General features: G+C 64.1%; 22 protein-coding genes and 1 tRNA gene. 14 read left to right on the top strand and 9 right to left on the bottom strand.

Features of this window, described 5'->3' with window-relative positions:
• The first annotated feature begins 88 nt into the window (after positions 1 to 88).
• The 9 genes from J3B00_RS26225 (at position 89) to J3B00_RS26185 (ending at position 11,495) form a co-directional block, all read left to right on the top strand.
• Positions 89 to 1,483, top strand: a complete 1,395-nt coding sequence (locus J3B00_RS26225; RefSeq protein ID WP_209874402.1) for an MFS transporter — start codon at positions 89 to 91, stop codon at positions 1,481 to 1,483.
• A gap of 9 nt (positions 1,484 to 1,492) precedes the next feature.
• The gene (locus J3B00_RS26220; protein ID WP_209874399.1) at positions 1,493 to 2,056 is read left to right on the top strand and encodes a single-stranded DNA-binding protein; all 564 of its coding nucleotides are present in this window, start codon (positions 1,493 to 1,495) and stop codon (positions 2,054 to 2,056) included.
• Positions 2,057 to 2,284: 228 nt separating this feature from the next.
• Positions 2,285 to 5,353 (top strand): formate dehydrogenase-N subunit alpha, encoded by a 3,069-nt coding sequence (gene fdnG, locus J3B00_RS26215; RefSeq protein WP_209874396.1) that lies wholly within the window; start codon positions 2,285 to 2,287, stop codon positions 5,351 to 5,353.
• A complete protein-coding gene (gene fdxH, locus J3B00_RS26210) occupies positions 5,353 to 6,303 on the top strand; it encodes a formate dehydrogenase subunit beta (protein WP_209874393.1) in 951 nt (316 codons plus the stop codon). Before fdnG ends, fdxH begins: the two co-directional genes overlap by 1 nt.
• On the top strand, positions 6,300 to 6,962 hold the full coding sequence (locus J3B00_RS26205; RefSeq protein WP_209874390.1) for a formate dehydrogenase subunit gamma: 663 nt from the start codon (positions 6,300 to 6,302) through the stop codon (positions 6,960 to 6,962). The genes fdxH and J3B00_RS26205 overlap by 4 nt, the downstream gene beginning before the upstream one ends.
• 4 nt (positions 6,963 to 6,966) lie before the next feature.
• Entirely contained in the window at positions 6,967 to 7,887 is a 921-nt protein-coding gene (gene fdhE / locus J3B00_RS26200) for a formate dehydrogenase accessory protein FdhE (RefSeq protein ID WP_209874387.1), read from the top strand.
• Positions 7,888 to 8,046: 159 nt separating this feature from the next.
• The gene (selA, locus tag J3B00_RS26195) at positions 8,047 to 9,474 is read left to right on the top strand and encodes an L-seryl-tRNA(Sec) selenium transferase (RefSeq protein WP_209874384.1); all 1,428 of its coding nucleotides are present in this window, start codon (positions 8,047 to 8,049) and stop codon (positions 9,472 to 9,474) included.
• Positions 9,471 to 11,393, top strand: a complete 1,923-nt coding sequence (selB, locus tag J3B00_RS26190) for a selenocysteine-specific translation elongation factor (protein WP_209874381.1) — start codon at positions 9,471 to 9,473, stop codon at positions 11,391 to 11,393. The genes selA and selB overlap by 4 nt, the downstream gene beginning before the upstream one ends.
• Before the next feature lie 6 nt (positions 11,394 to 11,399).
• Positions 11,400 to 11,495 (top strand) — tRNA-Sec (locus J3B00_RS26185).
• Between the two features lie 15 nt (positions 11,496 to 11,510).
• Here the strand turns inward: J3B00_RS26185 and J3B00_RS26180 are convergent.
• Both J3B00_RS26180 and J3B00_RS26175 read right to left on the bottom strand, forming a co-directional pair.
• On the bottom strand, positions 11,511 to 12,500 hold the full coding sequence (locus tag J3B00_RS26180) for an asparaginase (protein WP_209874378.1): 990 nt from the start codon (positions 12,498 to 12,500) through the stop codon (positions 11,511 to 11,513).
• A gap of 72 nt (positions 12,501 to 12,572) precedes the next feature.
• Positions 12,573 to 14,015, bottom strand: coding sequence for a sodium:alanine symporter family protein (locus tag J3B00_RS26175; RefSeq protein WP_209874375.1), 1,443 nt, complete (start codon positions 14,013 to 14,015; stop codon positions 12,573 to 12,575).
• A gap of 177 nt (positions 14,016 to 14,192) precedes the next feature.
• On the opposite strand from J3B00_RS26175, the gene J3B00_RS26170 reads away from it, so the two are divergent.
• Positions 14,193 to 15,005 carry an XRE family transcriptional regulator gene (locus tag J3B00_RS26170; RefSeq protein ID WP_209874371.1) on the top strand — a complete coding sequence of 271 codons (813 nt, stop codon included), beginning with the start codon at positions 14,193 to 14,195 and terminating at the stop codon, positions 15,003 to 15,005.
• Between the two features lie 6 nt (positions 15,006 to 15,011).
• Here J3B00_RS26170 and J3B00_RS26165 read toward each other — a convergent pair whose 3' ends face one another.
• Positions 15,012 to 15,851, bottom strand: coding sequence for an alpha/beta hydrolase (locus J3B00_RS26165; RefSeq protein WP_209874368.1), 840 nt, complete (start codon positions 15,849 to 15,851; stop codon positions 15,012 to 15,014).
• Positions 15,852 to 16,150: 299 nt separating this feature from the next.
• Here J3B00_RS26165 and J3B00_RS26160 point away from each other — a divergent pair, with 299 nt between their 5' ends.
• Entirely contained in the window at positions 16,151 to 17,035 is an 885-nt protein-coding gene (locus J3B00_RS26160; RefSeq protein ID WP_209874365.1) for a sugar nucleotide-binding protein, read from the top strand.
• The gene (locus J3B00_RS26155; protein ID WP_209874362.1) at positions 17,028 to 17,960 is read left to right on the top strand and encodes an NAD-dependent epimerase/dehydratase family protein; all 933 of its coding nucleotides are present in this window, start codon (positions 17,028 to 17,030) and stop codon (positions 17,958 to 17,960) included. The genes J3B00_RS26160 and J3B00_RS26155 overlap by 8 nt, the downstream gene beginning before the upstream one ends.
• Before the next feature lie 162 nt (positions 17,961 to 18,122).
• On the opposite strand, the gene J3B00_RS26150 is transcribed toward J3B00_RS26155, so the two are convergent.
• The gene (locus J3B00_RS26150; protein ID WP_209874359.1) at positions 18,123 to 18,566 is read right to left on the bottom strand and encodes a helix-turn-helix domain-containing protein; all 444 of its coding nucleotides are present in this window, start codon (positions 18,564 to 18,566) and stop codon (positions 18,123 to 18,125) included.
• Between the two features lie 102 nt (positions 18,567 to 18,668).
• Here J3B00_RS26150 and J3B00_RS26145 point away from each other — a divergent pair, with 102 nt between their 5' ends.
• Positions 18,669 to 19,922 carry an MFS transporter gene (locus J3B00_RS26145; protein WP_209874356.1) on the top strand — a complete coding sequence of 418 codons (1,254 nt, stop codon included), beginning with the start codon at positions 18,669 to 18,671 and terminating at the stop codon, positions 19,920 to 19,922.
• Here the strand turns inward: J3B00_RS26145 and J3B00_RS26140 are convergent.
• The 5 genes from J3B00_RS26140 to J3B00_RS26120 all read right to left on the bottom strand — a co-directional run bounded on the left by J3B00_RS26140 (position 19,910) and on the right by J3B00_RS26120 (position 23,793).
• Positions 19,910 to 20,593 carry an OmpW family outer membrane protein gene (locus J3B00_RS26140; protein WP_209874353.1) on the bottom strand — a complete coding sequence of 228 codons (684 nt, stop codon included), beginning with the start codon at positions 20,591 to 20,593 and terminating at the stop codon, positions 19,910 to 19,912. The two genes, J3B00_RS26145 and J3B00_RS26140, sit on opposite strands and share 13 nt — an antisense overlap.
• Positions 20,594 to 20,702: 109 nt before the next feature.
• Positions 20,703 to 21,215 carry a DUF3299 domain-containing protein gene (locus J3B00_RS26135; protein WP_209875176.1) on the bottom strand — a complete coding sequence of 171 codons (513 nt, stop codon included), beginning with the start codon at positions 21,213 to 21,215 and terminating at the stop codon, positions 20,703 to 20,705.
• A 38-nt stretch (positions 21,216 to 21,253) separates the two neighbouring features.
• On the bottom strand, positions 21,254 to 22,519 hold the full coding sequence (locus J3B00_RS26130; RefSeq protein WP_209874350.1) for an ABC transporter permease: 1,266 nt from the start codon (positions 22,517 to 22,519) through the stop codon (positions 21,254 to 21,256).
• A complete protein-coding gene (locus J3B00_RS26125; RefSeq protein WP_209874347.1) occupies positions 22,519 to 23,229 on the bottom strand; it encodes an ABC transporter ATP-binding protein in 711 nt (236 codons plus the stop codon). Before J3B00_RS26125 ends, J3B00_RS26130 begins: the two co-directional genes overlap by 1 nt.
• Positions 23,230 to 23,793: a DUF2796 domain-containing protein gene (locus J3B00_RS26120; protein ID WP_209874344.1), complete on the bottom strand. Its 564-nt coding sequence runs from the start codon at positions 23,791 to 23,793 to the stop codon at positions 23,230 to 23,232.
• 132 nt (positions 23,794 to 23,925) lie between these two features.
• On the opposite strand from J3B00_RS26120, the gene J3B00_RS26115 reads away from it, so the two are divergent.
• Complete coding sequence (locus tag J3B00_RS26115; RefSeq protein WP_209874341.1) at positions 23,926 to 24,270, top strand: hypothetical protein; 345 nt, start codon at positions 23,926 to 23,928, stop codon at positions 24,268 to 24,270.
• Positions 24,271 to 24,327 lie beyond the last annotated feature (57 nt).

Raw genomic sequence — 24,327 nt, 5'->3', positions numbered from 1 at the left:
GCGCTGCCATTACGCGGCAAAGCGTCGCGTGTATGCCGTCAAGGCGTCGGACTGATAGAATCGCCGCCGGTTCACACGAGGTTATTCCATGCACGACACCCACAACGAGCGCATGAGTGGTAGCGAGACCCGCGCCGCAGGTGGCCTGGCGCTGGTCTTTGCCTTTCGTATGCTGGGCATGTTCATGGTCCTGCCGGTGCTCGCCACCTATGGCATGGACCTGGCCGGTGCCACGCCAGCGCTGATCGGCCTCGCCATCGGTGCCTATGGCCTGACCCAGGCGTGCTTGCAGATCCCGTTCGGTATGGTTTCCGACCGCATCGGCCGACGCCCGGTCATCTACCTGGGGCTGGTGATTTTCGCCCTGGGCAGTGTACTGGCGGCACAAGCCGACTCCATTTGGGGCGTGATCGCCGGGCGAATTCTGCAGGGCGCAGGGGCGATTTCCGCTGCGGTCATGGCGCTGCTGTCCGACCTTACCCGCGAGCAGCACCGGACCAAGGCCATGGCCATGATCGGCATGAGCATCGGCTTGTCGTTCGCCGTGGCAATGGTGGTTGGCCCGCTTCTCACCAGTGCCTTTGGCTTGTCAGGATTATTCCTCGCCACGGCAGGACTTGCCCTGGTGGGTATCCTGCTGATCGCCTTTGTCGTGCCCAACAGTCACAGCACCTTGCAGCATCGTGAATCGGGTGTGGCGCGCCAGGCAATCGGCCCGACCCTGCGCCATCCGGACCTTCTACGCCTGGACATCGGTATTTTCATTCTCCACGCCATCCTCATGGCCAGCTTCGTCGCACTGCCGCTGGCCTTCGTCGAGCGCGGGGGGCTGCCCAAGGAAGAGCACTGGTGGGTCTACCTGACCGCGCTGTTCGTCTCATTTTTTGCAATGGTCCCGTTTATCATCTACGGCGAAAAGAAGCGCAAAATGAAACGCGTGCTGGCCGGAGCGGTCGGTGTATTGCTGCTGGTGGAGGTGTTCTTCTGGCAGTGGGCTGACAACTTGCGCGGACTGGTGATTGGCACCGTGGTATTCTTTACTGCATTCAACCTGCTGGAGGCATCGCTGCCTTCACTGGTGAGCAAAGTGTCGCCTGCTGGTGGCAAAGGAACGGCGATGGGGGTGTATTCCACCAGCCAGTTCCTGGGTGCTGCTCTGGGAGGAATCCTGGGTGGCTGGCTTTTCCAGCACGGTGGACTGAACACGGTGTTCCTCGGTTGCGCGGTGCTGTGTGCCGTGTGGTTGTTCGTCGCCTTGCGCATGAACGAGCCGCCCTATGTGACCAGTCTGCGCATGCCACTGACGCCTGAGGCGGTCCGGGAAGCCGGGCTGACCGAACGCCTGATGGCTGTGCCGGGTGTGACCGACGCCGTGGTGGTAGCTGAAGAAGCCGCCGTCTATATCAAACTTGATACGAAAATTTTGGACCGTACGACCCTCGAGCGCCTGGTAAACCCAGCCTCTTCGGCGTGCGAAGCCTAGGAGAACGTTATGGCCCGTGGGGTTAACAAAGTCATTCTGGTCGGTACCTGTGGCCAGGATCCCGAAGTCCGCTACCTGCCCAACGGTAACGCCGTGACCAACCTGAGCCTGGCCACCAGCGAGCAGTGGACCGACAAGCAGTCCGGTCAGAAGGTCGAGCGTACCGAATGGCACCGCGTATCGATGTTCGGCAAGGTTGCCGAGATCGCCGGTGAATACCTGCGCAAGGGTTCTCAGGTCTACATCGAGGGCAAGCTGCAGACCCGCGAGTGGGAAAAAGACGGCATCAAGCGCTACACCACTGAAATCATCGTCGATATACAGGGCACCATGCAGTTGCTCGGCGGCCGTCCGCAGAACCAGCAGGGCGGTGGTGACCAGTACAACCAAGGTGGTGGTAACAACTACAACCAGGGTGGTGGCCAGCCACAACAGTACAACCAGCAGCCGCAGCAGGCACCGCGTCAGCAGGCCCAGCGCCCGCAACAGGCGCCACAACGCCCAGCGCCGCAACAGCCAGCGCCACAGCCGGCTGCTGACTTCGACAGCTTTGATGACGACATTCCGTTCTGATTGATTGCGAGTTGCACCACACCGAAAACCCGAGGCGTATGCCTCGGGTTTTTTTCTGGGTGGAAGAAAGTGTACGCCACCAAGCGCCTGCCCGACCCAGCAGCAAACAGGCACCTTGCCAATTCTTGACTAGTCTTATCCATTGACGGCCCATAACCAGCCGTCACCGTGATGACCTAGAGGCGCCGGCCCAGTGCTAGGTACCCGAACCCTGATCAGGAGTGCACGATGGACCTCAACCGTCGGCAGTTCTTCAAGGTCGCCGCTGTCGGCCTTGGAGGCTCGAGCCTCGCGGCGTTGGGCATGGCCCCGACACCGGCGTTCGCCGAGCAGGTGCGCCACTTCAAGCTGGCGCACACCAAAGAGACGCGCAACACATGCCCCTATTGCTCGGTCGGCTGCGGCCTGATCCTCTACAGCCAGGGCGATGGCGGCAAGAACGTCAAACAGAACATCATCCACATCGAGGGCGACGCGGACCACCCGGTCAACCGCGGCACGCTGTGCCCGAAAGGCGCGGGCCTGCTCGACTTTATCCACAGCCCCAGCCGGTTGACCTACCCCCAGGTGCGCAAGCCCGGCAGCAAGGAATGGACGCGGGTCAGCTGGGACGAAGCGCTCGAGCGCGTCGCCGGCCTGATGAAGCAGGACCGCGATGCCAACTTCATCGAGAAGAATGCTCAGGGCCAGACCGTCAATCGCTGGATTTCTACCGGTTTTCTGGCCGCTTCCGCTGCCTCCAGTGAAGCCGGCTACCTGACTCACAAGGTCGTACGCTCTTTGGGCATGTTGGGGTTCGATAACCAAGCGCGTGTCTGACACGGCCCGACGGTGGCAAGTCTTGCCCCGACGTACGGCCGTGGCGCCATGACCAACCACTGGTCGGATATCGCCAACGCGAATCTGATCCTGGTGATGGGTGGCAACGCAGCAGAAGCGCACCCTTGCGGCTTCAAATGGGTAACCGAGGCCAAGGCGCATAACCAGGCCCGGTTGATCGTGGTCGACCCGCGCTTTACCCGCACCGCTTCGGTGGCGGACTACTACGCGCCGATCCGCACGGGTAGCGACATCGCCTTCATGGGCGGGCTGATCAATTACCTGCTGGCCAACGACAAGATCCAGCACGAGTACGTGCGTAACTACACCGACGTATCGTTTGTGGTGAAGGAGAACTACGGCTTCGAAGATGGCCTGTTCAGCGGCTATGACGCCGACAAGCGGGTCTACGCCGACAAATCCGGCTGGGGCTACGAGCTCGGCGAGGATGGCTTTGCCGTGGTCGACCCGACCCTGCAGCACCCGCGCTGCGTGTTCCAGTTGATGAAGCAGCACTACAGCCGTTACACCCCGGAACTCGCCAGCATGACCTGCGGCATGCCGCAGGACGCCATGATGAAGATCTGGGAGGAGATCGCCACCTGCTCGCAACCGGGCAAGACCATGACGATCCTCTATGCACTCGGTTGGACCCAGCACTCGATTGGCGCGCAGATCATCCGCAGCGCAGCGATGGTCCAGCTGCTGCTGGGTAACGTCGGCATGCCCGGCGGCGGGGTCAATGCCCTGCGTGGGCACTCCAACATTCAGGGGCTGACCGATCTCGGGTTGTTGTCCAACTCGCTGCCCGGTTACCTGACCCTGGCCGGCGACGCCGAGCAGGACTACGCCACCTTCATCGACAAGCGGGCCATGAAACCGCTGCGCCCTGGCCAGCTCTCCTACTGGCAGAACTACGGCAAGTTCCACGTAAGCCTGATGAAAGCCTGGTATGGCGCCAATGCCACGGCTGAAAACAATTGGGGTTACGACTGGCTGCCGAAACTCGACGTGGGCGCCTATGACGTGCTGCGCATGTTCGAGATGATGAGCCAGGGCAAGGTCAACGGCTACGTGTGCCAAGGCTTCAACCCGATCGCCGCGTTGCCCGACAAGAACCGCGTCACTGCAGCGCTGGCCAAGCTCAAATGGCTGGTGATCATGGATCCGCTGGCCACCGAAACCTCGGAGTTCTGGCGCAACGCCGGACCCTACAACGATGTCGACACCGCCAATATCCAGACCGAAGTGATCCGCCTGCCCACCACCTGCTTTGCCGAGGAGGACGGCTCGCTGGTCAACAGCAGCCGCTGGCTACAGTGGCACTGGAAGGGCGCCGACGGCCCGGGCGAGACCCGTACCGATGTGCAGATCATGAGCGAGCTGTTCTTGCGCCTGCGCCAACGCTACCAGGCCGAAGGCGGCGCCTATCCAGAGCCGATGCTCAACATCAGTTGGCCGTACAAGATCCCCGACGAGCCGTCGCCGGAAGAGCTGGCCAAGGAAATGAACGGCTGGGCAGTTACCGACCAGACCGATCCGGCTGGCGCCGTGACCAAGGCCGGCCAGCAGTTGGCAGGCTTCGGTCAGCTCAAGGACGACGGCAGTACCGCCTCGGGTTGCTGGATCTTCGCCGGCAGCTGGACCGAGCAGGGTAACCAGATGGCCCGGCGTGACAACAGCGACCCGTTCGGCATGCACCAGGCGCAAAACTGGGCCTGGGCCTGGCCGGCCAACCGGCGGATTCTCTACAACCGCGCCTCGAGCGACCCGCAAGGCAAACCGTGGGACGCTGACAAGAAGCGCCTGGTGTGGTGGAACGGCAAGGCCTGGACCGGCACCGACGTGCCGGACTTCAAGGTCGACTCGCCACCGGAAGCAGGCATGAACCCGTTCATCATGAACCCCGAGGGTGTGGCGCGCTTCTTCGCCATCGACAAGATGGCCGAGGGGCCGTTCCCCGAGCACTACGAGCCGTTCGAAACGCCGATCGGGATCAACCCGCTGCACCCCGAGAACAAGAAGGCCACCAGCAACCCGGCCGGACGTATCTTCGACTCGGTGTGGGAAACCTTGGGTACCCATCAGGAATTCCCCTACGCAGCGACCACCTACCGGCTGACCGAACACTTCCACTTCTGGAGCAAACATTGTCGGCTCAATGCGATTGCCCAGCCCGAGCAATTCGTCGAGATCGGCGAGGTGCTGGCCAACGAGAAAGGCATCAAGGCCGGCGACCGGGTGCGGGTGTCGAGCAAGCGTGGACACATCGAAGCAGTGGCGGTGGTGACCAAGCGGATTCGTCCGCTCAAGGTCAACAACCAGACCGTGCACCAGATCGGCATCCCGTTGCACTGGGGCTTCACCGGCGCAACCCGGCATGGCTACCTGACCAACACCCTGGTGCCGTTCCTCGGTGACGGCAATACCCAGACGCCGGAGTCCAAGTCGTTCCTCGTCAACGTGGAGAAAGCCTGATGGCCAGCCAAGACATCATTGCCCGCTCGGCCACCACCACGCTGCCGTCCTCGGTACGCCAGCTGGAGGAAGTCGCCAAGCTGATCGACACCACCAAGTGCATCGGCTGCAAGGCCTGCCAGGTGGCGTGCTCGGAGTGGAACGAACTGCGGGATGAGGTCGGCCACAACCACGGCACCTACGACAACCCGCAAGACCTGACGGCCGAGACCTGGACGCTGATGCGCTTTACCGAGCACGAGCGTGACGACGGCAACCTGGAATGGCTGATCCGCAAGGACGGTTGCATGCACTGCGCCGAGCCAGGTTGCCTGAAGGCGTGCCCGAGCCCGGGGGCGATCATCAAGCACGCCAACGGCATCGTCGACTTCAATCAGGATCACTGCATCGGGTGCGGTTACTGCATCACCGGCTGCCCGTTCAACATCCCGCGGATTTCGCAGAAGGACCACAAGGCCTACAAATGCACCTTGTGTTCCGACCGCGTCAGCGTCGGCCTCGAGCCGGCCTGCGTGAAAACCTGCCCGACCGGCGCGATCGTGTTTGGCAGCAAGGAAGAAATGAAAGTGCACGCAGCCGAACGCGTGGTCGACCTGAAGTCGCGCGGCTATGACAACGCCGGGCTGTATGACCCGGATGGCGTCGGCGGCACCCATGTGATGTACGTGCTGCACCATGCCGACACGCCGCGACTGTATGCCGGGCTGCCTGATCAGCCAGTCATCAGCCCGCTGGTAGGGTTGTGGAAGGGCATCAGCAAGCCACTGGCATTGCTGGCAATGGGCGCAGCGGTGCTGGCGGGGTTCTTCCACTACGTGCGGGTCGGCCCGCAGCGGGTCGAGGAGGACGAACATCCCCAGCCTGTGGATAACAGCGTGCAGCAGGTGGACCCGGCGGTGCATATCTATGACCCGGGCAAACCCGGTGGGCAAGGGGAGCAGCGGCCATGAACAACCACCCACACAAGCCGATCCTGCGGTATACCGCCAATGAGCGGAGCAATCACTGGATCGTCGCCATCCTGTTTTTCATGGCCGGGCTGTCGGGGCTGGCGCTGTTTCACCCGGCGCTGTTCTGGCTCAGCCACCTGTTCGGTGGCGGGCCGTGGACGCGCATCCTGCACCCGTTCATGGGCGTGGCGATGTTCGTGTTCTTCCTCGGCCTGGTGGTGCGCTTCTGGCGGGCCAACTTCATCACCGCCAATGATCGCCTGTGGTTGCGGCGCATCGACCGGGTGATGCTCAACCAGGAAGAGGGCGTGCCGCCGATTGGCAAATACAACGCCGGGCAGAAATTGCTGTTCTGGACCCTGCTGCTGTGCATGCTGGTGCTGCTGCTCAGTGGCGTGGTGATCTGGCGGGCTTACTTCAGCCACCTGTTCGACATTGGCGCGATCCGCGTGGCGAGCTTGGCTCATGCCGTGGCGGGCTTCGTTCTGGTGCTCAGCATCATCGTGCACATCTACGCCGGCATCTGGATCAAGGGCTCGGTCGGCGCCATGCTGCATGGCTGGGTCAGTCGCGCCTGGGCACGCAAGCACCATGAACTGTGGTACCGGGATGTGACGGGCGACAAGAACCCGCCAGGCCCTGGCAGAAAAGAAGGATGAGCGCTTGAGCACGATACTTGAACCCGGCCAGATCGAAGCGGCTGCCACTGCGCCGCCGTTTATCCATCTGCCCGGCACCGATGTGTTTGCTGTACGTGCGGCGCGCCTGGAGCAGCTCGCCGAGGGCCATGCACTGGGTGACTACTTGCGCCTGATCGCCCGGCTCTGCCGTGTCCAGCAACAGTTGCTGGAGCAGCCACCGAGCGGATTGCCAATGGCTGCGGAGCGTCAGCGGCTGTGTATAAGCCACGGCTTGCCGCCGCTGGCGGCGGACAGCCTGGTTCGCGAAGGGCCGTGGCTTGATTGGCTGCAGGCACTGCTCGATCGCTTCGAGACGCAGGCGGAGGGCCCCTTGGGCGAGGCCTTGAGCTGTTTGCGCCAAAACGATCAGGCCCAACGCAAGGGCTGGGGCATCGCCTTGTTGGGCGGTCAGTACGACGCTGTGCCGGCCGCCCTGGTGCCGTTTATCGGTGCCGCCCTGCAAGCGGCCTGGAGCCACTGGTTGTTCAGCCTGCCAAGCCAGGATCTCAAACCTGTCGACAGCCTTGCGCAATGTCCGGCCTGTGGCTCGCCGGCGATGGCCGGTGTGGTGCGCAATCGCGGCCGGCATAACGGCCTGCGCTACCTGGCCTGCTCGCTGTGTGCCTGCGAATGGCACGTGGTGCGGGTCAAATGCGTGTACTGCGAGTCGAGCAAGGACCTGCGCTACAGCAGCCTGGAGGATGACCGCCACGCCCCCGGCAAGGCGCCCCTGCGCGCCGAGTGTTGCCCTGGCTGCAGCACCTACCTCAAGCAGAGCTACCTGGAGAACGACGCCCGCGCCGAGCCCTTGGCCGATGACCTGGCCAGCCTGGCCCTGGACATGCGCCTCGACGAGGAGGGCTTTCAACGCCTGGCGCCCAATCTGATGCTGGCGCCGGGTTGAAGATGAGTGTCTACACTGCAAGCTCGAGTCGCCCCTTTCACGGGGCAAGCCCGCCCCACAGGCACAGGCTCGCTGCAGGCATCACCCAGTACCTGCAGGAGCCGGCTTGACCCGCGAAGAGGCCAGAACAGACAACGGATCAGTTGAAGGTAGTACCTGATGTCTTCAAGCCCCGCCAGCGACACCCTACGCCTGCCCTCGATCGATACCCTCCTGCGCCACCCGGCCTGCCAACCGCTGACCGACCGCCATGGCCGCGATGCGGTGTTGGCCACCCTGCGCCAGCTGCTCGACGATTTGCGTGAGCCAACCCGTCTTGGCCAACTGAGTGCCGCCGAACTGGCGCTGCAAGTCCTGCTCGGCCGCGCCGGCGAGCGCCTGGCGCTTCAGCAGCGCAGCCAGGTCCGCCGCGTCTTCAACCTCACCGGCACCGTGCTGCACACCAACCTCGGCCGCGCCCTGTTGCCCGATGAAGCGATCGCGGCCATGCACACCGCTGCCCGCTATCCACTCAACCTCGAATTCGACCTCGCCACCGGCAAGCGTGGCGACCGCGACGACCTCATCGAAGGCCTGATTCGCGAGCTCACCGGCGCCGAGGCGGTCACTGTAGTCAACAACAATGCCGCTGCCGTATTGCTGGCGCTGAACAGCCTTGGCGCACGCAAGGAGGGCATCATTTCGCGTGGCGAGCTGATCGAGATCGGCGGCGCCTTCCGCATCCCGGACATCATGGCCCGCGCCAGTGTGCGCCTGCACGAGATCGGCACCACCAACCGCACCCATGCCCGCGACTACCAGGCAGCGATCAACCCGCGCACCGGCCTGCTGATGCGAGTTCACTGCAGCAACTACAGCATTCAGGGCTTCACCACCCAAGTGGCGACCGCCGAGCTGGCGCAGATTGCCCATGCCCACCAGTTGCCACTGCTGGAGGATTTGGGCAGCGGTAGCCTGCTCGACCTGACCCGCTGGGGCCTGCCCGCCGAGCCGACAGTGCGCCAGGCATTGGCAGACGGCGCCGACATCGTCACCTTCAGCGGCGACAAGCTGCTCGGCGGTCCGCAGGCCGGCATCATCGTCGGCCGCAAGGAGCTGATCGCCAAGATCAAGAAGAACCCGCTCAAGCGCGCCCTGCGCGTCGACAAGATCACGCTGGCAGCGCTCGAAGCGGTGCTGGCGCTGTATCGCGACCCGGACCGCCTGGCCGAGCGTCTGCCCAGCCTGCGCCTGCTGACGCGCGCCGAAGCCGATATCCGTGCCCAGGCCGAGCGCCTCGCGCCGGCCCTGGCAGCTCGCCTGGGCGCGCAGTGGACGGTTACTGTCGAGGCGGCGCTGGGCATGATCGGCAGTGGCAGCCAGCCGGTAGCGCGGCTGCCCAGCGCCGCCCTGTGCATGCGACCGCTCACCTCGAAGAAACTGCGCGGGCGTAGCCTGCATGTACTCGAGCGGGCCCTGCGCGAGCTGCCCGTGCCCGTGCTGGGGCGCATCGACGCTGACGCGCTGTGGCTCGACCTGCGCCAGTTGGACGACGAGGTCCAGTGGCTGGCGCAACTGCCTGAGCTGCACGTGGGGCCGGGGCAATGATCGTCGGTACCGCCGGGCATATCGACCACGGCAAGACCGCGCTGTTGCAGGCCCTGACCGGCCAGGCCGGTGACCAGCGCCAGGAGGAGCGCGCCCGCGGCATGACCATCGACCTTGGTTACCGCTACGCAGCGCTGGCCGAGGGCGCGCCGTTGACCGGCTTCATCGATGTGCCGGGGCACGAGCGATTTATCCACAACATGCTGGCCGGTGCGCAAGGCGTCGATCTGGTCCTGCTGGTGGTGGCTGCCGATGACGGCGTGATGCCGCAGACCCGCGAGCACCTGGCAATCATCGAGCTGCTGGGCATCCCCGAGGCGCTGGTGGCAATCAGCAAGTGCGACCGGGTCGAACCGGACCGGGTCGCCGAGGTGCAGGCGCAGGTTGCGGCGCTGCTGGCGCCAGGCCCGTACGCCCAGGCCGCGCAGTTTCCGCTGTCCAGTGTCACCGGCGCCGGCATCGAGCCCTTGCGTGAAGCCCTGCAGGCAGCTGAACGGCGGGTAGCGCAGCGCAGCAGTCAGGGCGGCTTTCGCTTGGCGGTGGACCGCGCATTCGCCGTCGCCGGTGCAGGCATCATAGTGACCGGTACGGCACTCGCCGGGCGGGTCAGTGCAGGCGATAGCATGCTGCTCGGCAAGGCTGGCAAAGCGGTGCGCGTCCGCGGGCTGCATGCGCAGAACCAGGCGGCGCTGGTCGCCGAGGCGGGACAGCGGGTTGCCTTGAACATCAGCGCCGAGCGGTTGGCGCTGGAGCAGATCCACCGCGGCGACTGGTTGGTTGCCGACTGGCTGCATGCACCGAGCACCCGGGTCGATATCGCGCTCAGCCTGCTGCCGAGTGAACTGCGCGGGCTTGAACATTTCAGCGCGGTGCACGTGCACCTCGGTACTCAGGACGTGACCGCGCGGGTGGCGTTGCTCGAAGGCGAGAAACTGTTGCCCGGCCAGCGCATGTTCGCCCAGTTGCTGCTCAATGCCCCGCTGCAGGCGGTGCATGGCGATCGTCTGGTCCTGCGGGATCAGCGCGCCCAGCGCACCTTGGGCGGCGGCCGGGTGCTGGACCCGTTCGCCCCCAGCCGCCAGCGGCGTAGCGCATTGCGCCTGCGCCAGTTGCAGGTGCTGCGCGATGCTGAAGACCTCGAGCAGGCCTTGCCAGCACTGCTTGCCGCCGCCCCGGCGGGCCTCGATCCGCAGCGGCTGGAACGCCAGTTCAACCGCTTGCGCGACAGCTGGCGGCTGCCTGAGGATGTCCTGTTCATCGCCACACGGCAGGGGCCGTTATTGTTCGCCCGCCCGCAGTGGCAGTCGCTCAAGCAGCAGGTGCTGGAACAGTTGGCGCGCTTCCACGAGCAGGAGCCGGATCAGTTGGGGCCTGACCGTGACCGGCTGCGACGCTTCGTGGCCCTGGCGCTGGAGCGCCCGGCGTTTGTCAGCCTGCTGGATGAGTTGCTGGCTGACGGGGCTATCAGCAGCAGCGGGCCTTGGCTGCATTTGCCCGATCATCAGGTACAGCTGAGCGAGGCGGATGGCGTGCTCTGGGCGCGCCTGCTGCCGTTGCTGCTCAAGGGTAAGTTCGATCCGCCCTGGGTCAGGACGCTGGCACAAAGCGAGGGCCAGGGCGAGGCCGAAGTGCGCCTGCTATTGCGCAAACTGGCGCGGTTGGGCCTGGTGCATCAGGTGGTGCGCGATCTGTTCTATCCTGAGGCAACCCTACAGCGCATGGCTGGCTTGCTGTTGCAGCATTCGGCCGCTGACCGCATAGTGCAAGTCGCGGGCTACCGTGACCTGTTAGGGATTGGGCGCAAACGCAGTGTGCAGATATTGGAGTATTTTGACCGTATCGGCCTGACGCGTCGGGTCGGTGACCAGCGTCTGGTCCGCGTCGAAAACGCGCTGGCCCAGCAACAGGCCGGGCCCTGAGTTCAAGGAAGGCAATCGCGCCCGGTGGCGCGGCCGGGCTTCAAACCCGGTTGGGGACGGCAGCCGTTCCCGGGCAGGTTCGACTCCCGCTGCCTTCCGCCATTTTTCGCTGGCTCGTCACGCCCGCTCACCACACAGGTCCAGCGCAAACCAGTGCTCCGCGGCCTGCACATCCAGACCTGCGCCGAGTAGCCCGAACAACTTGCCTAGCGCCGCCTCGCGGGTCATCCCGCCACCGCTGACCAAGCCGGTGTCACGCAGACGACTGCCCGCGGCATACGTGTCGAACACCACCGAACCCACCGGGCACTGGCTGATCGCAACAATCACCACGCCGCCCTGGCGGGCGTCATGCAGCGCATCGAGTAGCGCCTGATCATCGGACGGGCCAGTACCGCTGCCATAGCACTCCAGCACCAAACCCTGTACGCCGCTGTCGAGCAGGCCGCGCAGATGCTCGGCCTGCAAGCCGGGGAACACCGGCAATACGGCCAGCTTCACCGCTTGGCGCGGCTGGCGATAGTCCAGTACCGACGGAATGGCGGCAGCCCGTTCGCCCTGGCGATGACGGGGTAGGGCGGCAAAGGCATCGAAGGCTTCGCTACGCAGCTTCGAGGCCCGGCAGCCATGCAGCAATTGCTCGTGGAAATACAACTGTACGCCGTCTTCCAGGCCGCTTTCGAGCAGGCGCAGGGCGCCGATCAGGTTATCCCAGGCATCGCTGTTCGGCGCCCCTGCGGGCAGCATCGAGCCGGTCAGCAACACCGGCACCGGCAGGCCAAGCAACAGGAACGACAGTGCCGCAGCGCTGTAGGCCAAGGTGTCGGTGCCATGCAGCACCAGCACGCCGTCATGGCCGTCACGTTCCACCGCGTCGACGATGGCGTCACGCATGGCCAGCCAGTTGGCTTGCTGCATGTTGGCGCTGTCGAGCAGCGGGTTCATTTCCTGCAGTGTCCAGTGCAGTTGTGGTGCATCGGTCAGTTGGGCGAAGTGTTCGCGCATCCGCGCTTCAAAACCGCCAGCCGGCGCCAGGCCTTGGGCTGTTTCAAGCATGCCGATGGTGCCACCGGTGTAGAGGACGAGAAGATTCTTGACTGCACGCATGGAGCATTTCCGTAGCGATGAGCGGAGAAAGAAGCAGCCGCCCACGAACGGGGCGGCTGGCAGGGGAGCATATCAGCGCTGGGTCTGCGCCTGGCCGACAGCGTTGTCAGCGGTTGTTTCAAGCTGCGTAGATACAGGCCAGGCCGCACGGTCCAGATCCAGGTCCGGGAACTTGCTGGAGTCAAACACGGGCTGCTTGATACCGGCCTTGCGCTGCTCGTCGTAGTCGCGCATCACCCGCAGGCCAACTTTGAACAGCAGGACCAGGGCGACCAGGTTGACGAAGGCCAGGCAGGTCATGGTGATGTCGGCGAAGGCGAACACGGTCGACAAGTCTTGCACCGAACCCCACACCACCAGCGCCAGGACCAGGGCGCGGAACACCAGCAGGACCACGCGGTTGCGGCTGAGGAACTGCAGGCTGTTCTCGCCCAGGTAGTAGTTGTAGAGGATGCAGGTGAAGACGAACAGCGACAGCGCGACGCTGACGAACAGACGGCCCCAGTCACCGACCACGGCGGCCAGCGAGTTCTGCGTCAGGACGATACCGTCACCTTCGAAGCCCGGCGTGTAGAAGCCCGACAGCAGGATCAGCAGCGCGGTGCAGGTGCAGATCACGAAGGTGTCGAGGAACACACTGAAGGCCTGGACCACGCCCTGCGCACCGGGGTGTTTGACCGCAGCCACGGCGGCGACGTTGGGCGCACTGCCCAGGCCCGCTTCGTTAGCGAACACGCCACGCTTCACGCCCATGACGATGGCACTGCCGAGCAGGCCGGCAAAGGCGGGGTCGAGGCCGAAAGCGCTCTTGAAGATGGTTTCCAGCATGGCCGGCACGTGCTCGATCTGGGTGCCGATCACATACAGGGTCACGCCGATGTAGGCCAGGGTCTTGACCGGTACCAGCAGGTCGGACACAGCGGCGATACGCTTGATGCCGCCGAGGAACACCACTGCCAGCAGCACCGCCAGGGCGATACCGGTGTGGCTCGGGTCGAAGCCGAAGGCATTCTGCAGCGAATGGGTCACGGTGTACGACTGCAGGCCCATGAAGGCAAAGCCGTAGGTCACCAGCAACAGGATCGAGAAGACGATCGCCATGCTTCTCAGCTTCAGGCCGTGCAGGATGTAGTACGCCGGGCCGCCGCGGTACAAGCCGTCGCCGTCGGCGCGCTTGTAGACCTGGGCGAGGGTACATTCGAAGAAGCTGCTGGACATGCCCACCAGTGCGGTGACCCACATCCAGAACACCGCGCCTGGGCCGCCGAGGGTCACGGCGATGCCGACACCGGCGATGTTACCGGCGCCAACGCGGCCGGCCAGGCTCAGCATCAGGGCCTGGAACGAACTCAACTGGCCAGCCTGGCCACGCAAGGATTCCTTGAACACACCGAACATGTGGCCGAAGTGGCGGAACTGAACGAACCGGGAACGGATGGTGAAGTAGCCGCCCAAGCCTACGATAAGGACGATGAGCAGTTTCCCCGAAAGGAAATCGTTAATTACTTCGAGCATATGAAATGACCTCGATTCTTATTCTTCGCGTGAAATGACCAGCGGCGGCAAGCACGCACCGCTTTTCGTTGGGCGCATGGTTGGCCATGACAAGAGTGGTTACAATTTCGCGGGTTGCTCTGACTTGGCGCGACTTGATGCTATGATTGCGCCACTCGCATCAGCTGGACCTTTGCAATGAGCGATCATTTCGCTACCAACCTCAAACTGGCCTGCAGCCATTACCGCTCTATCTCCGAGGTTTGCCGACAGCTGTCGATCAACCGTGCCCAGTTCAACAAGTATTTGAGCGAGCAGAGCCGTCCGACGGCTTACAACCTCAAACGCATTGGCGACTTCTTCGGGGTCGAGGATTACGAGCTCAATCAGCCGCCCGAGCAGTTCGCCCGGTTGATCGGCGCGCGGATTCCGTCGGAGCAGGCCGGTTCGGCCACTGATCCGATCAGCGAGCTGTTCAAGCCGCTGCATGCCCAGGCCGGCAACCTCTCGCGTTACTGCGGCTATTACTTCGAGTATTCCAACTGCATGTCGGTGCCGGGGACGATCCTGGTGTCGCTGGTGCACCTGCGTGAAGAGCGCGGCAGTTTCCTGTTCGAGCGCCAGGAACGCCAGGAGCGCAGCAGTGCCAGCGACCTGCACGCCGAAGTGCGCTGCCGTTACCTGGGAGCGGCGTTCCAGTTGCAGGATCGGATGTTTCTTATCGACTATGAGTCGCTGACCCTCAACGAGATGAGCCAGACCATTCTCATCCCCAGCTTCAAGAGCCGCATCACCCGCCTCAACGGCCTCAAGACCGGGGTCTCCAGCGGTGACCGGCGCAACCCCGCGTGCACCCGGGTGGTCTGGGAGTTTCTTGGCGAAGAGATCAACCGGATCAATGCCTACCGTCAGGTCAGGCTGTACCGCCCGGACGATCCGCGCATCGATGACGACGTGCGTGAGCGGTTGAGTGTCGGCCCGTTGAGCAATGGCCTGTTCGAAATCGAATGACGGCGCTCAGTCGAGGATGAACCCGGCCACTACCTCGGCGACCTGATCTGTCACCTGCGGCGCCTCACGCAGGTGCGCGGCGATGCCATGATCGCAGTCGGTCAGCAGCAGGCACTGCACGTCTGGTGCAGGCACCGAGCGCAGCAGGGCGTGAGTGACTTCTTCGGGTATCGGGCTATAGCGCGACACGCCGGCCAGCGTCCGCGTGCCTGCCGAGGTACCTGGGCCTTGGCCGAAACGCTGGGAGTTGAGCCCATCGTACTCACCGATCACCAGCAGCACCTTGCCCCGGAACCCTCGCAGGAACGCGTAGCTGTCACACTCAAGAAACGCATAGGGTTGGCGAATCGCCGCGCTGAACGCCGGGCCGAACGGTGCATGGTGGGCTGCGTCGGGATAGACCGCCGGGCATATCAGCACCAGCTTGCGCACCGCCGGCAGTTGCGCGGCCATCTTCAAGGCGACGGCCGCGCCGAGGCTGTGGCCGACAAGTGTCTGGCAGTGCTCGGCGATGTGTCGATGAAAGCGCAGCGCTTCCTCCAGGTTGGTGGCGAGTGTAGGCGCTACGGCACCTGGTTCACTGGCCAGGCTGTGGCCCGACAGATTGCCGGTCAGCGAGCCGATCCCCTGCTCCTGCAAGCGATAGAGCAATGGGTTTAAGCGGGTGAAGTCCGAGCGTGCGCCGCCGACCACGAATGCTGCAGGGGCGCGTGGGCTATCCGCCAGCAGCAGCCGCGCCTGCTGCTGGTAACCATCGAAGGCCTCGGTGAAGAAGCACTCGTCACCTGGCGCTGGCTCGTCGTACTGCCAGCGTGAACGCTGCGCTCCGCCCACGTGTTGATCCATCCCCGTCTCCTAGAAAAGCCGCTGCAGCCACGCCCCCAGAGGATTGTCGGCGCTTAGCAGCTTGATTGCCATGATGCAACATACGCAGACTAGCAGCGGCTTATGAGCCGTTGCCACTGCCTCAGTAGTCAGCTCTTTCCGAGGTAGCTATAGGCCGTTTCCTAATACCCCGGAGAAGCAGCAAAGCACCTTGTATTCGCCGCAGAACTTAGGCATGGCCTAGCCGTGTTGGACTTCCCTAGCCGGAAACCGCAAAATGCTTTTTTCCTATCATTGATCTGAGCGGACCTTTTGACCCTATGCGTATGCGCCTGATGCTGTTGGGTGGTGGCAATGCCCTCGGGCAAGCGCTGATTCGTCTCGGGGCCGAGGAGGACATCGGATTCCTGGCGCCGCGCCCGCCGGAGAGCGGCTGGGACCCTGCCAGCCTGACCCTGCTGCTGGACGAACATCGCCCTGATGTGGTGATCAACCTCGCCTATTATTTCGACTGGTTCCAGGCCGAGTCGGTCAGCGAACAGCGCCTTGCCCAGCAGGAACGGGCAGTAGAGCGCCTGGCCGAACTGTGCCAGCACCACGAGATGATCCTCGTGCAGCCTTCCAGCTATCGCGTGTTCGATGGCTCGCGGGCAACCGCCTACAGCGAAAAGGACGAGCCGATACCGCTGGGTACGCGCGGCCAGGCACTCTGGCGGATCGAGCAGAGCGTGCGTGCGGCCTGCCCGCAACACGTGCTGCTGCGCTTTGGCTGGGTGCTCGACGAAAGCATCGATGGTGCACTGGGCCGTTTTCTGACCCGCGCCGAGCAACCCCAGGAACTGCTCCTGGCCGACGATCGCCGCGGCAACCCGACGCCGGTCGACGACGCCGCGCGGGTGATCCTCTCGGTGATCAAGCAGCTCGATTGCGCCGCACCGCTGTGGGGCACCTATCACTACGCCGGCAACGAGGCGACCACGCCGCTGGCGCTGGGCCAGGCGATCCTCAGCGAAGCGCAACAGTGGCACAAGCTGGCCGTGCAGGCACCCACTGCGCAGGCGCATGCCGCCCGCCCGGATGCCAGCGAAGAGCCGCAGAACGCCGTGCTCGCCTGCAAGAAAATCCTTCACACTTTTGGTATCAAGCCACGTGCCTGGCGCTCGGGCTTGCCGCCCCTACTGGACCGTTTCTACCGACATGGCTGATGCCCCCATCCTGATCACCGGCGGTGCCGGTTTCATTGGCTCGCACCTGTGCGATGCGTTGCTGGATAAAGGCTACGCAGTACGCATCCTTGATGACCTGTCCACTGGCAAGCGCGACAACCTGCAGCTCGGTCACCCTGGCCTGGAACTGATCGAAGGTGATGTTGCCGACGCCGCTCTGGTCGCCGGCGCGGCAGCCGGTTGCCAGGCGGTGGTGCATCTGGCCGCTGTTGCCTCGGTACAGGCGTCGGTGGACGACCCGGTGAAGACCCACCAGAGCAATTTCATCGGCACGTTGAATGTCTGCGAGGCGATGCGTGTCAATGGCGTGCGGCGGGTGTTGTTTGCCTCCAGCGCGGCGGTGTACGGCAACAATGGCGAAGGCCAGTCAATCGCCGAAGACACCCCCAAGGCGCCGTTGACGCCGTATGCGGTGGACAAGCTGGCGAGCGAGCAGTACCTGGATTTCTACCGTCGCCAGCATGGCCTGGAGCCGGTGGTATTCCGCTTCTTCAATATCTTCGGGCCGCGCCAGGATCCGTCCTCGCCCTACTCGGGGGTGATCAGCATCTTCAGCGAGCGGGCGACCCAAGGGCTGCCGATCACCGTGTTTGGTGATGGCGAGCAGACGCGCGACTTCCTTTATGTCGGTGACCTGGTCCGGGTGATGGTCCAGGCGCTGGAGCAGGCGCAGGTTGAAGAAGGCGCGGTGAATATCGGCCTGAACCAGGCGACCTCGTTGAACCAGTTGCTGGCAGCGTTGCAGCAGGTGGTCGGGAGCTTGCCTGAGGTGAGCTATGGCCCGGCGCGGTCGGGCGATATCCGTCATTCGCGGGCGGATAACGGGCGCTTGCTGGCGCGCTTTGATTTTCCGCAACCGACGTCGATGGTCGAGGGGTTGGCCCGGCTGCTGGGCACGGTTTAGGCAACTGAGGTTGTTCACTTCCGATCCTGGGGGCGCTTCGCGCCCCTTTCGCGACACAAGGCCGCACCCACAGGTTTTGTGAACGCCGCACCTCCTGGAGCGGCGGTGCGGCGATCCGACTTGCCCCGCGAAGAGGACCGAAACAACACGACATTGCCTAGCTCAGGAATGCCGCACCACCCGCCGATGACACTCCTCCGGGCCCACCGCCCGACCATCCCCGGCCCGCACCTGCAACGTCTCGATTGGCTGCCCCAAGACGTTATCCAGCACCTGCGAACGCGCTTCCCCCGCCTCAAACAAAAACCGCTCCCCCCACTGCCGCATGCCGATCACGATCGGAAACACCGAGCGCCCTTTCTCAGTCAGCACGTACTCCTTGTACGCGCTGCCATCGGAAGCCGGCTGCAGCGCCAACAGCCCACTCTCCACCAGCAGCTTTAGCCGCGAGGCGAGGATGTTCTTGGCCAGGCCAAGGTTTTTCTGGAATTCACTGAACCGGCGCAGGCCATCAAAGGCATCGCGCAGGACCATCAGCGCCCACCGATCGCCGATCACCTCAAGGGCTCGGGCCACTGGGCATTGGTTGTTGCGTTCATCGAGCATGCTGCACGCCTTGCGAGGGATTCTGGTTGCAGATTAAAACCACCTTTGCTAAAACGCCAGCAGGTGGTTTCAATTTGAAACCAGAATGCCAAGGATCGCCTCATGTCGTCCAGTCAGCACTCCATCCGGTGTGCAACCCAGTTGACTCGCCCTCTGACACTGTTGCTCGCCATGACCTGCGCATTGGCCGTGGCCTCGGTGTATTTCGCCCAGCCGCTGCTCGAGTCGATGGCGCAGAGCTTTGCGGTGCCGACCGAGCGGGTCGGCCTGGTGGTCGGGGCGACTCAGGCCGGTTACGCGCTGGGCCTGTTGCTGGTGGTGCCGCTGGGCGATCTGTTCGATCGCAAGCGGCTGATCCTGTGCCAGTTGCTGTGTTCGGCCTTGGCGCTGTTGGCGGTCGGCCTGGCCTGGCAGTGGGCATTCCTGTTGGCCGCCATGGCCGCGCTCGGGTTGATGGCGGTGGTGGTGCAGGTGGTGGTGGCGCATGCCGCGACCCTGGCAACGCCGGCCGAGCAAGGGCAGGCGGTGGGTACCGTCACCAGCGGGGTGGTGCTGGGTATTCTGCTGGCACGGCTGGTGTCGGGGGGCGTGGCCGATTTGGCTGGCTGGCGCAGTGTCTATCTGGGTGCGGCAGGGCTGTCGTCGCTGATGGCCCTGATGCTGTGGTGGGCGCTGCCCAGCGCCAGGCAGGTCGGCGCTAGCGGGAGCTATCTGCGGCTGCTGTCATCGGTGTTCGCCTTGTATCGACATGATCGCCTGCTGCGCCAGCGGGGCATGTTCGCGTTGTTGATCTTTGCCGCCTTCAGCGTGCTGTGGAGTGCCATGGTGTTGCCGCTGAGTGCTGCGCCGCTGGCCTTGAGTCAAGGCCAGATCGGCCTGTTCGGCCTGGCCGGGATTGCCGGTGCGTTGGCGGCGTCACGCGCGGGGCGGCTGGCCGACCAGGGCCATGGGCAGCGCAGCACGGGGCTGGCGCTGGTGGTACTGAGCTTGTCGTGGATCGCGAGTGCCTTCGTTGAGCAGTCGCTGCTGGCGCTGGTAGTGGGCGTGCTGATGCTGGACTTCGCGGTGCAGGCGGTGCATGTCACCAATCAGACACTGTTGCTGGCGGGCCGGGGTGACATGGCCAGCCGGTTGATCGGCGCCTACATGTGTTGCTATTCGGTGGGCAGTGGCTTGGGCGCAGTGGCGGCGAGCTGGGTGTATGCGCGCTGGGGATGGGGGGCGGTGTGCGGGTTGGGCGCGGGGGTGAGTGTGACGGCCTTGGCGTATTGGCTCTACCTATGGCGTGTTCACCACACCTGCAGGCGCTGCGCTGCGGCGCGCCTGCAGGGTCAGGCGGTGGATCAGAACTTGTAGCCGATACCGACCATGTAGACCCAGGGATCGACTTCCACATTCACCTTGGTCTTGCTGTAGCCCAGCGCGCTTGGGCCGTCGACGGTGGCTTTGGTGTCGATGTCGACGTACCAGACGGCGGCGTTGACCAGCAGGTTGTCGGTGAGCATGTAGTCCATGCCCACTTGCCCTGCGATGCCAACCGAGTCCTGCAACTTGAGGTTGCTGAAGCCCTGCTGCTTGCGCTCGCTGCTCAGGTCTTCATCGAAGAACAGCGTGTAGTTGATGCCGACACCCACATACGGCTGAAACTTCGACGCCGGCTCCATCGGGTAGTACTGCAGCGACAAGGTCGGTGGCAGTTGCTTGATGTCGGCCAGCTTGCCGTCCAGGCCGCCGCCCAGGCCCTTGACCCCTACGGTGTGCTGAAACGGCGTGGCTGCCAGCAGTTCAAGACCGATGTGGTCGGTGAGCATATAGGCGAAGGCAAGTCCCAGCTGGGTGTCGCTGTCCAGGGTTGCCTTGGTGCCCGACACCTTGTTGCCGTCGAACTTCAGATCGCTGCTGCTTTCGTTCGGGGCGGTGGTGATGGCGCCCGCGCGAAGAATGAAATCCCCCGCCTGGTGAGCGTGGGCAACAGGCGCTACGAGCGCCAAGGCAACGAGCGAGGCGCCGAGCAAGGACTTGTTCATGGAAGCTCCGAAAGGACGTTGGTAATCAAGTAGTCCAATGGTACGGAGCCGTCTAAACCAATTGTTTGACCCAGCTCAAAGAACGGGCTTCATAAACCGGGAACAGTTCTCATTTCAGCTCATAGGCGTAGATTTTCTCTGCGGCCATCTGGTATCCGGCATCCGCCAGTTCGCTGCTGGAGGCTTTGACCTGCATGCGGCCCTCGATCCAGTAGGGCTGGTAGAGGTCCTCCACGCGCACCCCCATCTCGCTGAAAATATGCACGATCTGGTTCGACGGCGGCGGCGGCACGTGGATGCAGGCGCCGTAGTACGGCACCAGGAGAAACTCGGTGGTGCGGCCTTCCTCGCTGACCTCCAGCGGCACGATGTAACCCGGCAGCTTGACCTGCTGATTATCCAGCGCTTTGACCACCGGGGCGTTGGGCGACTGCTGCTGGGCCGCGGGCGCGGCCTCGGCAGCGAGGGCGTCGCCGATCTGCGAGAGATCATGCAGTGGCGCCAGTTGCGGCGGGATCACCGGGGCGCCTTCGGGAATCAATGCCGGCCAGTCCAGCTCGCGCGGTTCGCTGGCCCACAGGGGTGTGGTCAGCAACATCAGCAGCAACAGGAGGCTCTGCAGCGGTCGCACAGTACTACTTGCACAAGACATGGCAATTCTCACAAATGGATCGACAGGCCATCAGCCAGCGACTGCCGATAGGCACGCCACGCCGGCACGCTGCCCATCAGCAACGCCGCCCCGAGGATGATAGCCAGCAACGTCCACTCGTGCGCGCTCGGCCAGGCTAGCGGCAGGTACAAGCCATAGTTGGCCTGCACGTAACCCTGCGCCAGGGCGATGCCCGCGTACAACAGGCCCAGCCCGGCAATGATCCCGGCCACGGCCAGTGCCAGCGCTTCGAGCACCAGCAAACCGGCGATGTGCCACGGCCTGGCGCCGACTGAGCGCAGAATGGCCATCTCCCGCCGACGCTCATTGAGACTGGTAAGAATCGCCGTGAGCATGCCTATCAGCCCGGTCAGCACGACGAACAGCGAGACCACGAACAGCGCCTGCTCGGCCGTGCCCATCAGGCTCCACAGCTCCTGCAGGGCGACCCCGGGCAGGATCGCCAGCAGTGGTTCGTTACGGAATTCGTTGATCTCGCGCTGCAGGCTGAAGGTGGCGATCTTGTTGTTCAGGCCGAGCATGAAGGCGGTGATTGCCGCCGGCTGCAGGTCCATGCCGCGCGCCTGCTCGGCACTGATCCGGCCGGCGCCACGCGCGGGCACGCCATTGTGCCAATCGACGTGGATGGCCTCCATGCCGGCCAGGCTGATGTGCAAGGTGCGGTCGACCGGGGTGCCGGTGCGCTTGAGCACGCCGACCACGGTGAACGGCTTGTCATCGTGCTTGACCAGGCTGATGGCGGCAACGCCATGGGCCAGCACCAGCTTGTCGCCAAGCGAGTAGTGCAAGGCATCGGCTACCTCGGCGCCGAGCACCACCTCGAACGGATCGTCGGCGAACGGCCGGCCCTGGCTGACCTCCAGGTGCTGGCGGCGACCATACTGGTAGTGGCTGAAGTAATCGCCGGTGGTGCCCATCACCCGATAGCCGCGGTGCGAGTCACCGAGTGAAATCGGGATCGCCCATTTCACCCGCGGGTCCTTGGCGTAGTGCTGGTAACTGTCCCAGCGGATGTTATTGGTGGCGTTGCCGATGCGAAACACCGAATACAGCAACAGGTTGACCGAGCCAGACCGGGCTCCGACGATCAGGTCGGTGCCGCTGATGGTGCTGGCAAAGCTGGCGCGGGCTTCGGTGCGCACGCGTTCGACGGCCAACAGCAGGCACACCGACAGGGCAATCGCAAAGGCCGTGAGAAAGGCGGTGAAACGCCGGTTGGCCAGGCTGGCCAGGGCAAGACGGAGCAGGTACATCAGGCCTCCCGGGGCGTGGCGGCGCGATTGAGTTCGGCCAGGGACAGGTGACGGTCGAACAGCGGTGCCAAGCTCTGGTCATGGCTGACGAACAACAGGCTGGAACCCGCCGCGCGGCACTCGTCGAACAGCAGGCGGATGAAGGCTTCGCGGGTATCGGCGTCGAGCGCCGAGGTCGGCTCGTCGGCAATCACCAACTCGGGCTGGCCGATCAATGCGCGCGCTGCGGCCACGCGCTGCTGCTGGCCGATCGACAGGTTGTCGGCGCGGCGTGCGAGCAGCGCCGGATCATCCAGGCCCAGATGCGCGAGCAGCACGGCGGCGGCCTGGTCGACACTGCCATGCCGCTGGCTGGCGCGTGCAGCACGGCTGCGCGAGAAGCGACAGGGCAGCTCGACGTTTTCCCGCACCGAGAGAAACGGCAGCAGGTTGAACTGCTGGAAGATATAGCCGGTGTGATCGACCCGAAAACGATCGCGGGCGCCTTGGCCTAGCTCGGCCAACGGCTGGCCGAGCAGGCTGATGCGGCCTTGCCGGGCCAGGTTGACCCCGCCGATCAGGCCGAGCAGGGTGGTCTTGCCACTGCCGCTGGGGCCTTTGAGGAACAGCGCCTCGCCAGCCTCCAGGCGGAACTGGGGGATATCCAGCAGGGGCGGTTGGCCGGGCCAGGCAAACACCAGGTCATGCACGTCGATCAGCGGCTGGCTCATTCAGAAGGCGACCACGGCCTTGGCGGGCGTGGCTTCGACACCCTTCTGGCCGTTAGGCCCGATCAGTTGCAGGTTGATTTTCTGGGTGGCCGGGAAGGCCTTGAACAGCGGGCTCAGGTCGATGCTGGCGAGCCTGTCCGGGGTCGCGCAGGTCAGCTGATAATGCGCGTGGATGTCGCTGTGTTGGTGCTCATGTGCATCGCCATCGGGTTCGCTGCCGAACAGCGGGCTTTCCAGCTCTTGCGCTTCTTCGCTGCAACCGGCTGCCTTGGCCAGGCCGAACAGCTTCAGCGGTTGTTCGAGCTGCTGGCGCACGGCGGCGACCTTGGCCTTGTCGGTGTCGCTGCTGGCGGCATGTTCGAAGCCGACCAGGTTCATCGCCGGGCTGTCCAGCTCGAGCTCCAGGGTTTTGCCTTCGAGCACCGCGTTCAGGCGCGCGACGCCGTGTTCGTGGGCACCGAGGCTGCCATGGGCATGGTCGTGATCGTGGTCATGCTCGTCGTGGGCATGGGCCACGGCCAGTGGAAGAAGAGCAAAGGGCAGGGCGAGGAGCAGGCGGCGCATGGACGACTCCGAGAGCAGGGGCTGAATATTTGGTTATGTTATAACAACTTTTCTCAAGCGCGCCAGCCGCTTGGCGAAGGTTTCATGTCGTGGGAGCATGCGGGTCATTGACCAGCATCGAGGAAAGGCACCGTGAGAATACGTGGAACGATCGGCGACTGGCCGGTGGATCTGACCATTGAGCTGGAGCCGGCGGAGTGGGCGCAGTTGGGGCGGCAGGTCGAGGTGCCTGAACAGGTGTCGACGGTTTCCGCTCCAGCAACGCCAATGCCGCGCCAGGATGATGGACAGTGGTCGGCGGCGCGCGCGGTACTGCGCGAGGCGGGGCAGATGAGCGGGCCTGAGTTGCTCGAGCGGCTGGAGGGGTTGGCCGGAAGCACGGCGGCGGGCAAGCGCTTGCTGGTGCGGTTGCGCCATAGCAGTGAGGTCAAAGTGGAAAGCGGGGCGGATGCGCCGCTGTATCACTGGATCGGCTAATGCCTGTGGCAGCGTCGGGGCAGCGCAGCGGCCCCGGCATTCTTAAGTGAACCGCAT

This window comes from Pseudomonas sp. BP8 (genome assembly GCF_017875955.1).
GTDB lineage: Bacteria > Pseudomonadota > Gammaproteobacteria > Pseudomonadales > Pseudomonadaceae > Aquipseudomonas.
Note: the sequence above shows the minus strand (reverse complement) of the source record. Positions and strands in the feature narration are given on the sequence as shown.

Excerpts from the sequence above, each read along its gene's own strand:
- J3B00_RS26225 (WP_209874402.1), top strand. The coding sequence starts at position 89 with ATGCACGACACCCACAACGAGCGCATGAGTGGTAGCGAGACCCGCGCC.
- J3B00_RS26220 (WP_209874399.1), top strand. The coding sequence starts at position 1,493 with ATGGCCCGTGGGGTTAACAAAGTCATTCTGGTCGGTACCTGTGGCCAG.
- fdxH (WP_209874393.1), top strand. The coding sequence starts at position 5,353 with ATGGCCAGCCAAGACATCATTGCCCGCTCGGCCACCACCACGCTGCCG.
- J3B00_RS26205 (WP_209874390.1), top strand. The coding sequence starts at position 6,300 with ATGAACAACCACCCACACAAGCCGATCCTGCGGTATACCGCCAATGAG.
- selA (WP_209874384.1), top strand. The coding sequence starts at position 8,047 with ATGTCTTCAAGCCCCGCCAGCGACACCCTACGCCTGCCCTCGATCGAT.
- selB (WP_209874381.1), top strand. The coding sequence starts at position 9,471 with ATGATCGTCGGTACCGCCGGGCATATCGACCACGGCAAGACCGCGCTG.
- J3B00_RS26180 (WP_209874378.1), bottom strand. The coding sequence starts at position 12,500 with ATGCGTGCAGTCAAGAATCTTCTCGTCCTCTACACCGGTGGCACCATC.
- J3B00_RS26175 (WP_209874375.1), bottom strand. The coding sequence starts at position 14,015 with ATGCTCGAAGTAATTAACGATTTCCTTTCGGGGAAACTGCTCATCGTC.
- J3B00_RS26170 (WP_209874371.1), top strand. The coding sequence starts at position 14,193 with ATGAGCGATCATTTCGCTACCAACCTCAAACTGGCCTGCAGCCATTAC.
- J3B00_RS26165 (WP_209874368.1), bottom strand. The coding sequence starts at position 15,851 with ATGGATCAACACGTGGGCGGAGCGCAGCGTTCACGCTGGCAGTACGAC.
- J3B00_RS26160 (WP_209874365.1), top strand. The coding sequence starts at position 16,151 with ATGCGTATGCGCCTGATGCTGTTGGGTGGTGGCAATGCCCTCGGGCAA.
- J3B00_RS26155 (WP_209874362.1), top strand. The coding sequence starts at position 17,028 with ATGGCTGATGCCCCCATCCTGATCACCGGCGGTGCCGGTTTCATTGGC.
- J3B00_RS26150 (WP_209874359.1), bottom strand. The coding sequence starts at position 18,566 with ATGCTCGATGAACGCAACAACCAATGCCCAGTGGCCCGAGCCCTTGAG.
- J3B00_RS26145 (WP_209874356.1), top strand. The coding sequence starts at position 18,669 with ATGTCGTCCAGTCAGCACTCCATCCGGTGTGCAACCCAGTTGACTCGC.
- J3B00_RS26140 (WP_209874353.1), bottom strand. The coding sequence starts at position 20,593 with ATGAACAAGTCCTTGCTCGGCGCCTCGCTCGTTGCCTTGGCGCTCGTA.
- J3B00_RS26130 (WP_209874350.1), bottom strand. The coding sequence starts at position 22,519 with ATGTACCTGCTCCGTCTTGCCCTGGCCAGCCTGGCCAACCGGCGTTTC.
- J3B00_RS26125 (WP_209874347.1), bottom strand. The coding sequence starts at position 23,229 with ATGAGCCAGCCGCTGATCGACGTGCATGACCTGGTGTTTGCCTGGCCC.
- J3B00_RS26120 (WP_209874344.1), bottom strand. The coding sequence starts at position 23,793 with ATGCGCCGCCTGCTCCTCGCCCTGCCCTTTGCTCTTCTTCCACTGGCC.